Here is an 11,839-nt window from a genome sequence, read left to right as displayed (position 1 = left end):
GATTATGCCAGAAAACCTTGGCAATCGATGCACCCACTGCTGACCGATGGCGGCTTTTCGAGCGCGCTCTCAACCCAGCAGGTGACGGGATCTGGCGGAAAAAGTTCCGTTAAAAATCAGGAAATCGCCAAAAATTCGTTAAATTTCTGGGAAAATCTCTGTGCCGTAAGGCTTCAAACGGTTGTATGAAATTTGTGTAATTCCATTTCATCCTCGGCCATTCGGTAAAGATCGGCCGCGTCGAGGGCGGGTGGCCCGCGACGTGAGGGGCGGTGCAGAGGGCAGCTCAGGGCTGCTCGCTGCGCAGCTCCTTTTCCATTTTTTCCAGTTCCTGGCTGAAGGCCTGGTCCTGGACGGTGGCACGTTTGCGCCACGGCTTGCGTTCCGGTTCCGGTTGCGCGGCATAGGTGGTGACTTCACCACCGTAAACTTCCTTGTAACGTTCTGCCTGGCGCTCGAGTTCTGCGCGCAGTTCATCTTTCGTCACAGTAATACCTGAATGAGTAGAAGTGGCGGGTGTTGCATGCAGGTGCAAGTTGCCCATGCACACGACGTGCTGGTTGGCGGATGAAAGCCGGGCCAGTATTGCGCATTGCCGGCGTATCGATCCGGGCCAGCGGAATCGATTATAGCAATCGGTAAATCGCCAAACAGGGTTATTTATACAACAGTGTGCAAAGTTTCAAGACCCAGGCGGCCTGTACAAACTTTGAGCAAACAACGCCTGGAATAGTTCGCTGCCGTTTTACCGCAAGGCAGAAATAAAACGGCCCCGCACGAGGCGAGGCCGTTGCCTGGGGACTTCTACGGTGGGTACCTGACCAGTCTCTCCAAAGAAGCCACATGTGGCAGGAGAAAGGTATAAGTAAATTTGTCGGCGGTCAATTGCGATTATCGGCCGTTCGTTCGATAATCGCACGAGCCAGTGATTTTTTTGAGGTGAGCGATGAACGACGAAACCATGGCCAACGAATCTGCCAACCCAGAGGCGCCCCGTCCAAGCGCACCTGCGCTGGCACCGCCGATCGTGGCTTCGGCGGCCAAGCGCATCCAGGCGTTTACCGGTGACCCTGACTTCATGACCTCCCTGGCGCGTGGCCTGGCGGTGATCCAGGCCTTCCAGGAGCGCAAGCGCCACCTGACCATCGCCCAGATCAGTCATCGCACCGAAATCCCCAGGGCCGCCGTGCGCCGTTGCCTGCACACGCTGATCAAGCTGGGGTACGCCACCACCGACGGGCGCACCTATTCGCTGTTGCCGAAAGTGCTGACCCTGGGCCATGCCTACCTGTCGTCGACGCCGCTGGCGGTATCGGCCCAGCCTTATCTGGACCGTATCAGCGACCAGTTGCACGAGGCTGCCAACATGGCCACCCTCGAAGGCGACGACATTCTTTATATAGCCCGTTCGGCGACGGTGGAGCGGCTGATTTCGGTCGACCTGTCGGTCGGTGGTCGGTTGCCAGCCTATTGCACGTCCATGGGCCGCATCCTGCTGGCGGCGATGGACGACACCAGTCTGCGCGAGTACCTCGAGCGCGCCGACCTCAAGGCGCGCACCAGCCGTACCCTGAATGACCCCGAGTCGTTGTTCGCCTGCATCCAGCAAGTGCGGGAGCAGGGCTGGTGCGTGGTCGACCAGGAACTGGAGCAGGGGCTGCGCTCGATCGCCGTGCCTATCTATGATGCGTCCGGGCAGGTGCTGGCAGCGCTGAACGTGAGCACGCACGTCGGTCGGGTGACGCGCAGCGAACTGGAGCAGCGCTTCCTGCCGATCCTGCTGGCGGCCAGCCGCGATCTCTGCCACCAGTTGTTCGGTTGACGGCAGGGGCAGCACTGTTTCCTGTTCGATAAACGCACAGTGTCGCTTCGGGTCAATTGCGCCTCCCCCCATCGCTGATTAATGTCTCTCGCAACGGTCGGCTCTGCCGACCGATACAAGAAAAACATATGAGGCGCATCCCATGACCACTGTCACTCGACTGCCGCGGCCGCACCCGTTCGCAGTACCGTTGTATCCAGGCTGATTCAGGCCGCACTTCATCGATAATCAAGCCCTGTGCTGTTGACCCAAGTGCAGTGGCCCGACCGTGCCCCTTTCTGGATAACAACAATGAACCAACCACAGTCTGTCGGGAATAATCTCGACGTACAGTCATTCATCAATGAGCAACCGCTGTCGCGCTATCAGTGGCGCGTAGTAATCCTCTGCTTTCTGATTGTCTTCCTCGATGGCCTTGATACGGCTGCCATGGGCTTCATCGCGCCAGCCTTGTCGCAAGAGTGGGGCATCGACCGTGCCAGCCTCGGCCCGGTGATGAGCGCCGCGTTGATCGGCATGGTGTTCGGCGCCCTGGGTTCCGGGCCGCTGGCCGACCGTTTCGGGCGCAAGGGCGTGCTGGTCGGTGCAGTGCTGGTGTTCGGTGGTTTCAGCCTGGCTTCGGCCTATGCTGGCAACGTAGACCAACTGCTGGTGCTGCGCTTCCTGACAGGCCTCGGGCTGGGGGCGGGGATGCCCAATGCCACCACGCTGCTGTCCGAATACACCCCGGAGCGCCTCAAGTCGCTGCTGGTGACCAGCATGTTCTGCGGCTTCAACCTGGGCATGGCCGGTGGTGGTTTCATCTCGGCGAAGATGATCCCGGCCTACGGCTGGCACAGCCTGCTGGTGATCGGTGGCGTGCTGCCGCTGCTGCTGGCCGTGGTGCTGATGGTCTGGCTGCCGGAGTCGGCGCGCTTCCTGGTGGTGCGCAACCGTGGTAACGACAAGGTGCGCAAGACCCTGGCGCCGATCGCGCCGGCGGTGGTGGCGCAGGCGGCCAGCTTCAGTGTGCCGGAGCAGAAGGCTGTGGCTGCACGCAACGTGTTTGCGGTGATCTTCTCCGGGACTTACGGCCTGGGCACGGTGCTGCTGTGGCTGACCTACTTCATGGGCCTGGTGATCGTCTACCTGCTGACCAGCTGGCTGCCGACACTGATGCGCGACAGCGGTGCCAGCATGGAACAGGCCGCGTTCATCGGTGCGCTGTTCCAGTTCGGCGGCGTGCTCAGCGCCGTAGGGGTGGGTTGGGCCATGGACCGCTTCAACCCGCACAAGGTCATCGGCATCTTCTACCTGCTGGCCGGTGTATTTGCCTACGCTGTCGGCCAGAGCCTGGGCAACATCACCGTGCTTGCCACCCTGGTGCTGGTCGCCGGCATGTGCGTGAACGGCGCGCAGTCGGCCATGCCATCGCTGGCTGCACGGTTCTACCCGACCCAAGCGCGCGCCACAGGCGTATCGTGGATGCTGGGCATCGGCCGCTTCGGCGCGATCCTCGGGGCCTGGAGCGGCGCGACGCTGCTGGGCCTGGGCTGGAACTTCGAGCAGGTTCTGACTGCATTGCTGGTGCCGGCGGCGCTGGCGACGGTGGGCGTGATCGTCAAAGGGCTGGTGAGCCACGCCGACGCGACCTGAGCAGGCGGGGACCGCACCGCGGCCCCGTAAGCGAAGAGGGATAGTGGGGTAACATTTGGTTCGATAATCGCACGAATAGTCGATTATCGAATTGTAAGCGACCCCCCTGTCTCCTTAATCTGGGCGCAACGTAGCACCCCTGGCAGGAGAAGCCTGATGCGTGAAGTATTTATCTGTGACGCCATCCGCACCCCGATCGGCCGCTTCGGCGGCGCCCTGGCCGGCGTGCGTGCCGACGACCTGGCGGCCGTGCCGCTGAAGGCGCTGATCGAACGCAACCCGTCGGTGCAGTGGGACCAGCTCGACGAAGTGTTCTTCGGCTGCGCCAACCAGGCCGGTGAAGACAACCGCAACGTCGCGCGCATGGCCCTGCTGCTGGCTGGCCTGCCAGAGAGCGTCCCGGGCGTGACCCTGAACCGCCTGTGCGCTTCGGGCATGGACGCTATCGGCACGGCCTTCCGCGCCATTGCCAGCGGCGAGATGGAGTTCGTGATTGCCGGCGGCGTCGAGTCGATGTCGCGTGCGCCATTCGTCATGGGCAAGGCCGAAAGCGGCTACTCGCGCAACATGAAGCTGGAAGACACCACCATCGGCTGGCGTTTCATCAACCCGCTGATGAAGAGCCAGTACGGCGTCGACGCCATGCCGGAAACCGCCGACAACGTGGCTGACGACTACAAGGTTTCCCGCGCTGACCAGGACGCTTTCGCCCTGCGCAGCCAGCAGAAGGCTGCTGCGGCCCAGGCCGCCGGCTTCTTCGCCGAGGAGATCGTGCCGGTGCGTATCGCCCACAAGAAGGGCGAAACCATCGTCGAGCGTGACGAGCACCTGCGCCCGGAGACCACCCTGGAAGCGCTGACCAAACTCAAACCGGTCAATGGCCCGGACAAGACAGTCACCGCAGGCAACGCCTCGGGCGTCAACGATGGCGCTGCGGCACTGATCCTGGCCTCGGCCGAGGCGGTGAAGAAGCACGGCCTGACCCCACGTGCCCGCGTACTGGGCATGGCCAGCGCCGGTGTTGCCCCGCGAGTCATGGGCATCGGCCCGGTGCCGGCGGTGCGCAAGCTGACCGAGCGCCTGGGTGTGGCGGTCAATGATTTTGATGTGATCGAGCTCAACGAAGCCTTTGCCAGCCAAGGCCTGGCGGTGCTGCGTGAGCTGGGTGTGGCCGACGATGCGCCGCAGGTGAACCCCAACGGCGGCGCGATCGCCCTGGGCCACCCGCTGGGCATGAGCGGTGCGCGCCTGGTGCTGACTGCGCTTCACCAGCTGGAGAAGAGCGGTGGCCGCAAGGGCCTGGCGACCATGTGTGTGGGCGTCGGCCAAGGCCTGGCGCTGGCCATCGAGCGGGTTTGATCTGTACCGGCCTCTTCGCGGGTAAACCCGCTCCCACAGGGGGAACCACGCCTCCCTTTGTGGGAGCGGGTTTACCCGCGAAGAGGCCGGCACTTACGACACAAGGCCAATTGCCAGCCTGCAGGCGGAACGAGTGTGTTACTAGGTATGTCTAGACTTACCTGTGACCCTTCAGGAGTAAACACACCATGACCTCAACCTATTACACCGGTGAAGAGCGCAGCAAACGCATCTTCGCCATCGTCGGTGCCTCTTCGGGCAACCTGGTGGAATGGTTCGACTTCTACGTCTATGCCTTCAGCGCGATCTACTTCGCCGCGTCCTTCTTCCCCTCCGACGACCCCACCGTGCAGTTGCTCAACACGGCTGGTGTATTTGCTGCAGGTTTCCTGATGCGTCCGATCGGTGGCTGGATCTTCGGCCGCCTGGCCGACCGCCATGGCCGCAAGAATTCCCTGATGATCTCGGTGCTGATGATGTGCTTCGGCTCCCTGATGATCGCCTGCCTGCCGACCTACTCGAGCATCGGCGCCTGGGCGCCGGCGCTGCTGCTGCTCGCGCGGCTGATCCAGGGCCTGTCGGTGGGGGGTGAGTACGGCACCACCGCGACCTACATGAGTGAAGTGGCCCTGCGCGGTCAACGCGGCTTCTTCGCGTCGTTCCAGTACGTGACCCTGATCGGTGGCCAGTTGCTGGCGGTGCTGGTGGTGGTAATCATGCAACAGCTGCTGACCGAGGAAGAGCTGCGTGCCTGGGGCTGGCGCATTCCGTTCGTGGTCGGCGCCATCGCCGCGCTGATTTCGCTGATGCTGCGCCGCTCGCTGCACGAGACCAGCAGCGCCGAAACCCGCAAGGACAAGGACGCCGGCACCATCAAGGGGCTGTTCCGCAACCACACCGCAGCGTTCATCACCGTGCTGGGCTACACCGCCGGTGGCTCGCTGATTTTCTACACCTTCACCACCTACATGCAGAAGTACCTGGTCAACACCGCAGGCATGAATGCGAAGACGGCCAGTTTCGTGATGACGGGAGCGCTGTTCCTGTACATGGTGATGCAGCCGTTCTTCGGCATGCTCTCCGATCGCATCGGCCGGCGTAACTCGATGCTGCTGTTCGGCGCGCTGGGCACGATCTGCACCGTGCCGCTGCTGATGGCGCTGAAGACCGTGACCAGCCCGTTCATGGCCTTCGTGCTGATCACCCTGGCCCTGTGCATCGTCAGTTTCTACACCTCGATCAGTGGCCTGGTGAAAGCCGAGATGTTCCCGCCGCAGGTCCGTGCGCTGGGCGTGGGCCTGGCCTACGCGGTGGCCAACGCAGCGTTCGGTGGTTCGGCCGAATACGTCGCCCTGGGCCTGAAGACCCTGGGCATGGAAAACACCTTCTACTGGTACGTGACGGCCATGATGGCAATTGCCTTCCTGTTCAGCCTGCGCCTGCCGAAGCAGGCGCAATACCTGCACCACGATGATTAAGGACGTTGCATGAGCAACCAACTGTTCGACGCCTACTTCACCGCGCCGGCCATGCGCGACGTATTCTCCGACCGTGGCCGCCTGCAGGGCATGCTCGACTTCGAGGCCGCGCTGGCCCGTGCCGAGGCCGCTGCCGGCCTGGTGCCGCACAGTGCCGTGGCGGCCATCGAAGCGGCCTGCCAGGCCGAGCGCTATGACGTGCGCGCCCTGGCCGATGCCATCGCCACCGCCGGCAACTCGGCGATCCCGCTGGTCAAGGCGCTGGGCAAGGTAATCGCCAGTGGTGTGCCTGAAGCCGAACGCTACGTGCACCTGGGCGCCACCAGCCAGGATGCGATGGATACCGGGCTGGTCTTGCAGTTGCGCGCGGCACTGGACCTGGTCGAAGCAGACCTTGGCAAGCTGGCCGAGACCCTGGCGCGTCAGGCCCTGCAGCATGCCGACACGCCGCTGGTTGGCCGCACCTGGCTGCAACACGCCACGCCAGTGACCTTGGGCATGAAGCTGGCGGGTGTGCTCGGTGCATTGACCCGCCATCGCCAGCGCCTGCAGGAACTGCGCCCGCGTTTGCTGGTGCTGCAGTTTGGCGGTGCATCTGGCAGCCTGGCAGCCCTGGGTAGCAAAGCCATGCCGGTGGCAGAAGCGCTGGCCGAACAACTGCAGCTGAGCTTGCCCGAGCAACCTTGGCACACCCAGCGTGATCGCCTGGTGGAGTTCGCTTCGGTGCTGGGCCTGGTTGCCGGCAGCCTGGGCAAGTTCGGCCGTGATGTCAGCCTGCTGATGCAGACCGAAGCCGGTGAGGTGTTCGAGCCGTCCGCGCCGGGCAAGGGCGGTTCCTCGACCATGCCGCACAAGCGCAACCCGGTGGGCGCCGCCGTGCTGATCGGCGCTGCTACCCGCGTGCCGGGCCTGCTGTCGACGCTGTTCGCCGCCATGCCCCAGGAGCACGAGCGCAGCCTCGGCCTGTGGCATGCCGAATGGGAAACCTTGCCGGACATCTGCTGCCTGGTTTCTGGCGCCCTGCGCCAGGCCCAGGTGATCGCCGAAGGCATGGAAGTGGACGCCGAGCGCATGCGCCGCAACCTCGACCTGACCCAGGGCCTGGTGCTGGCCGAGGCGGTCAGCATCGTGCTTGCCCAGCGCCTGGGCCGTGACCGTGCCCACCACTTGCTGGAGCAGTGCTGCCAGCGGGCCGTGGCCGAACAGCGCCATTTGCGCGCCGTACTGGGTGACGAGCCGCAGGTCAGTGCCGAACTGAGCGCGGAAGAACTCGACCGCCTGCTCGACCCTGCCCATTACCTCGGCCAGGCCCGCGTCTGGGTGGCGCGCGCCGTGGCTGAACATCAACGTTTGACTGCCTGAAGGAGACCGCTGTGGCGCACTTGCAACTGGCCGATGGCGTACTGAACTACCAACTCGACGGCCCGGCCGATGCGCCGGTGCTGGTCCTGTCCAACTCGCTGGGTACCGACCTTGGCATGTGGGACAGCCAGATCCCGCTGTGGAGCGAACACTTCCGCGTGTTGCGCTACGACACCCGTGGCCACGGCGCTTCGCAGGTCACTGAAGGCCCGTACAGCGTCGAGCAACTGGGCCAGGATGTACTGGCGCTGCTCGACGCGCTGGACATCCAGCACGCGCACTTCGTCGGCCTGTCCATGGGCGGCCTGATCGGCCAGTGGCTGGGTATTCATGCAGGCGCGCGCCTGCACAGCCTGACCCTGTGCAACACCGCCGCCAAAATTGCCAACGACGAGGTGTGGAACACCCGTATCGACACCGTGCTCAAGGGCGGCCAGCAAGCCATGGTCGACCTGCGCGATGCGTCCATCGCTCGCTGGTTCACCCCGGCGTTTGCCCAGCAGCAGCCGCAAGAGGCCCAGCGCATCTGCCAGATGCTGGCACAGACCAGCCCTGAAGGTTATGCCGCCAACTGCGCGGCCGTGCGTGACGCCGACTTCCGTGAGCAACTGGGCCGCATCCAGGTGGCCACACTGATCGTCGCCGGTACCGAAGACGTGGTCACCACGCCTGAGCATGGCCGCTTCATGCAGGCCGGTATCATCAGTGCCACCTACGCCGAGTTCCCGGCCGCGCACCTGTCCAACGTCGAGATCGGCGAGGCGTTCAGCCGCCGCGTGCTCGACTTCCTGCTGGCTCGCTGAGGAATTGGCCATGGATGAGAAACAACGTTACGACGCCGGCATGCAGGTTCGCCGCGCGGTACTGGGCGATGCCCATGTGGATCGCAGCCTGGAGAAGCTCAACGACTTCAACGGCGAATTCCAGGAAATGATCACCCGGCACGCCTGGGGTGACATCTGGACCCGCCCAGGCCTGCCGCGTCATACCCGCAGCCTGATCACCATCGCCATGTTGATCGGCATGAACCGCAATGACGAGCTCAAGCTGCACCTGCGCGCCGCGGCCAACAACGGCGTGACCCGTGACGAGATCAAGGAAGTGCTGATGCAGAGCGCGATCTATTGCGGCATCCCGGCAGCCAATGCCACCTTCCACCTGGCCGAGTCGGTGTGGGATGAGCTGGGCGTAGAGTCGCGGGGTTAAACCCCGCGTATGGCCACCGGCCCGGCATTGGCTTCCACGGCCTGTTTCAGTGCCGGGCACAGGCCCAACATGAACGCCGCTTCAGCCACCACGAACAGCGGGCCGATGATCAGCCCGCTGATATCGTCGACGAATGCCGGCTTGCGGCCTTCGTAATGATGCCCGACGAACTGGATGATCCAGCCCACCACGAACGCCCCCAGCCCGGCGCTGAGCCACAGGCCAGTGGATTGCGTGGCCAGTGCCTGGCCGATCCACAGGCACAGGCCCAGCAACAGGCCCATGACCAGCCCGAAGCGCAGGTCCAGGCGCAGGTAGAACCGCACGGCAGCGGCTGCGGCGAGCAGGGCGGGGGATAACCAGATCCCTGCAACGTCCCAGCCGGGGCGCGACAGCAGCACAGTGACGGCTACCACGATCAGCGGAATGCCGACGAAGTGGGTGGTGATGTTGCGGGGGTCGCGGTGGTAGTTGGCGTATTGGCTCAGGTGTTCGACGAGGGTTTTCATTGTTGTTCCTCCCTGGGGGGCCGATGTCTCGATATAGCTGAGAATAGCCCGCAGCCACCACCATCATCAGTTCAGCGAATGGCAGCAGCGCGCATTGGCGCATCCAGCCCCACCAGGGTCTCGATCATCGCCCGTGCCGCCGGTGACAACCGGTAGCCGCTGCGGCTGACTACCCCGCAACGCACGCTCAGCACCTCCAGTGCCGGTGGCAGGTTGCGCCAGTGCAGGCGCACCAGGTGCCCGCTGGCGAGGTCGTCGGCCACGGCTTCTTCGCTGGCCGTACCCACGGCATCGCTGGCCAGCACCACGCTGCGCAACACCGCCAGATGCTCGGTCTGCAAGTGCGGGACGAAGTCGCTGCGCCCGCTCAGGTTGGCCAGGCGCTTGCGCACGCCGGGGGCGAGCAGGGCGCTGGCCAAGGGGTAGGCGAACAGGTCGTTGGTCGACAGGCTGTCCTTGGCCAGCAGCGGGTGGCCAGGGCGGCAGAAGAACAGCCCGGGGCGCGGGGTGAGCGGTTCGGTGTGGAAGTTGGGGTCGGCTTCGAAGGGGCGGATGTCGTCTACGAAGAACTCGATCTGTTCGCGGCGCAGGGCCTGGCCCAGGCGCTCGGCATTGTCCACCATCAGTGCCGTGCGGATACCGGGGTGGCTGGCAATGAAATGTTGCAGTGCTTGCGGGACCAGGCGCACGGCCAGGGCCGGGCCGCTGCCGAAATGCAGTTCACCCGCGTCGAGCTTGGTCATCTGCAGCACTTCGTTGCTCAGCTGAGTGGCGCCTTGCACCAGGCGGCGGGCGTGTTGGAGTACCACCAGGCCCTCGGGGGTAGGGGGCAGGGCTTTGCTGGCGCGGTCGACCAAGGGGCAGCCGAAGGTTTGTTCCAGGCCCTGGATGGCCCGACTGAAGGCGGGTTGGGTGATGCCCATGGCTTCGGCGGCGCGAACGAAACTGCGGTATTCGGTGAGGGCGATGAAGTAGCGCAGTTGGCGAAGGTCCATGTCGAGGCTCTGCGGTGGAACGGGGCTCAATTTAAGCGGTTGCTTAATATTCCGTCAAAGAAGGTTTATTGATTTGTTTATTTCTATTGGTTATTTGAAAGGGCTGCTGGCCTTTCGCGGATAAAACCGCGAAAGGCCAGCAGATTCAGAGAAGATTCAGCGGGTAGCTCACGATCAACCGGTTCTCATCGAACGAGTTGGTGCTGAAGTCCCGGCGCATGGTGGAGTTGCGCCACTTCACCGACAGGTCCTTGAAGGTGCCGGACTGGATCACATAGGCCAGTTCGCTTTCCCGCGCCCATTCCTTGCCGTCGGTCACGCCACCGGCGGTGACATTGTCGCCCTTGATGTAGCGGTTCATCAGGGTCAGGCCGGGAATGCCGACGCTGACGAAGTTGAAGTCGTGACGAACCTGCCAGGAGCGCTCCTTGGCATTGTCGAAGCTCGAGTTGTAGCTGTCGTTGGCCAGGGTGCCGCCACTGGTGCCGTTGACCCGCAGCCAGGCATTGTCACCGCTGACCTTCTGCAGGCCGACGTAGAAGGTGTTGCCCTTGTAGCGCGCCGACAGCATTGCCGAGGCGGTTTTGTTGTCCAGCTGGCCTGCGCGTTCCGCGCCGTCTTCCTTGCCCCAGAAGTAGCCCAGGTTGGCCCCCAGGGTCCATTCGCCCAACGGCTGGCTGTGCACCAGGTTGAGGTACTGCTGGCGGTAGATGTCCTTGAGCTGGGCGTCCCACAGGCCGATCATGGTGCGCTTGTCGTTGAAGGTGTATTCACCGCCGCCGAAGTTGAAGCGGTCCGAGGTGAAGGCCGCGCGGCCGTTGAGCGACATGTCCTCCATGCTGGCGTCGTTGCGCGGGCTGTTGCCGCGGAACTGGCCGGCATACAGGGTCAGGCCTTCGATCTCTTTCGAGGTGAGCTGGCCGCCACGGAAGGTCTGCGGCAGCGAGCGGCCGTCGTCAGAGCGCAGGATCGGCAGTACCGGCATCCATTCGCCGACTTTCAGTTCGGTCTGGGACAGCTTGGCTTTCAATGCCACGCCCAGGCGGCCGAAGTCATCGGCGGGGCGGCCGTCGTCATGTACCGGCAGCAGCTGGGTGTTGGTGGTGCCTTTGCCGCCATCGAGCTTGACCGAATACAGGCCCAGCACGTCTACGCCGAAGCCGACGGTGCCTTGGGTGAAACCGGAGCGGGCATCGAGGATGAAGCTCTGGGTCCATTCTTCGGCCTTGCCTTGCGGGTAGGCCGGGTCGACGAAGTTGCGGTTGATGTAGAAGTTGCGCAGGTTGAGGCTGGCCTTGGCGTCCTCCATGAACCCGCCATTATCGGCGGCGTATACAGGCAGGGCGCAGGAAATGGCCAACAGGCCGGGCAGCAGCTGGCGTGCGGGTTGTGAAGTGCTCATCTGTCGTAAATCTCTTGTTTTTATGGGCTGCCCGCTGCTCGGCAGGATGCGGCCTGCAGGTGCGGGTCTTT

Annotated in this window: 11 protein-coding genes; 7 read left to right on the top strand and 4 right to left on the bottom strand. The window is 63.7% G+C overall.

Annotated features, from left to right (window positions below):
- Positions 1-286: 286 nt before the first annotated feature.
- Positions 287-487, bottom strand: a complete 201-nt coding sequence (locus F6X59_RS03790) for a hypothetical protein (protein ID WP_027917930.1) — start codon at positions 485-487, stop codon at positions 287-289.
- Between the two features lie 459 nt (positions 488-946).
- Here F6X59_RS03790 and pcaR point away from each other — a divergent pair, with 459 nt between their 5' ends.
- From pcaR to pcaC, 7 genes are all read left to right on the top strand, one after another.
- Positions 947-1,822, top strand: a complete 876-nt coding sequence (gene pcaR / locus F6X59_RS03785; RefSeq protein WP_218572242.1) for a pca regulon transcriptional regulator PcaR — start codon at positions 947-949, stop codon at positions 1,820-1,822.
- Positions 1,823-2,113: 291 nt separating this feature from the next.
- A complete protein-coding gene (locus F6X59_RS03780; RefSeq protein WP_152954664.1) occupies positions 2,114-3,457 on the top strand; it encodes an MFS transporter in 1,344 nt (447 codons plus the stop codon).
- 153 nt (positions 3,458-3,610) lie between these two features.
- A complete protein-coding gene (gene pcaF, locus F6X59_RS03775; protein ID WP_178083378.1) occupies positions 3,611-4,816 on the top strand; it encodes a 3-oxoadipyl-CoA thiolase in 1,206 nt (401 codons plus the stop codon).
- Between the two features lie 188 nt (positions 4,817-5,004).
- The gene (locus F6X59_RS03770) at positions 5,005-6,294 is read left to right on the top strand and encodes an MFS family transporter (RefSeq protein WP_152954662.1); all 1,290 of its coding nucleotides are present in this window, start codon (positions 5,005-5,007) and stop codon (positions 6,292-6,294) included.
- Between the two features lie 9 nt (positions 6,295-6,303).
- Complete coding sequence (locus tag F6X59_RS03765; protein ID WP_152954660.1) at positions 6,304-7,656, top strand: 3-carboxy-cis,cis-muconate cycloisomerase; 1,353 nt, start codon at positions 6,304-6,306, stop codon at positions 7,654-7,656.
- 11 nt (positions 7,657-7,667) lie between these two features.
- Entirely contained in the window at positions 7,668-8,459 is a 792-nt protein-coding gene (gene pcaD / locus F6X59_RS03760) for a 3-oxoadipate enol-lactonase (protein WP_372240291.1), read from the top strand.
- Between the two features lie 10 nt (positions 8,460-8,469).
- Positions 8,470-8,862 carry a 4-carboxymuconolactone decarboxylase gene (gene pcaC, locus F6X59_RS03755; RefSeq protein ID WP_028635111.1) on the top strand — a complete coding sequence of 131 codons (393 nt, stop codon included), beginning with the start codon at positions 8,470-8,472 and terminating at the stop codon, positions 8,860-8,862.
- Here pcaC and F6X59_RS03750 read toward each other — a convergent pair.
- From F6X59_RS03750 to F6X59_RS03740, 3 genes are all read right to left on the bottom strand, one after another.
- Complete coding sequence (locus F6X59_RS03750) at positions 8,859-9,371, bottom strand: DUF962 domain-containing protein (protein ID WP_152954657.1); 513 nt, start codon at positions 9,369-9,371, stop codon at positions 8,859-8,861. The two genes, pcaC and F6X59_RS03750, sit on opposite strands and share 4 nt — an antisense overlap.
- A gap of 71 nt (positions 9,372-9,442) precedes the next feature.
- Positions 9,443-10,366, bottom strand: coding sequence for a LysR family transcriptional regulator (locus F6X59_RS03745; protein ID WP_152954655.1), 924 nt, complete (start codon positions 10,364-10,366; stop codon positions 9,443-9,445).
- Between the two features lie 145 nt (positions 10,367-10,511).
- A complete protein-coding gene (locus F6X59_RS03740) occupies positions 10,512-11,768 on the bottom strand; it encodes an OprD family porin (protein ID WP_152954653.1) in 1,257 nt (418 codons plus the stop codon).
- Between the last annotated feature and the right edge of the window lie 71 nt (positions 11,769-11,839).

This window comes from Pseudomonas sp. MN1F (assembly GCF_009391885.1).
Classification (GTDB): domain Bacteria; phylum Pseudomonadota; class Gammaproteobacteria; order Pseudomonadales; family Pseudomonadaceae; genus Aquipseudomonas.
Note: the sequence above shows the minus strand (reverse complement) of the source record. Positions and strands in the feature narration are given on the sequence as shown.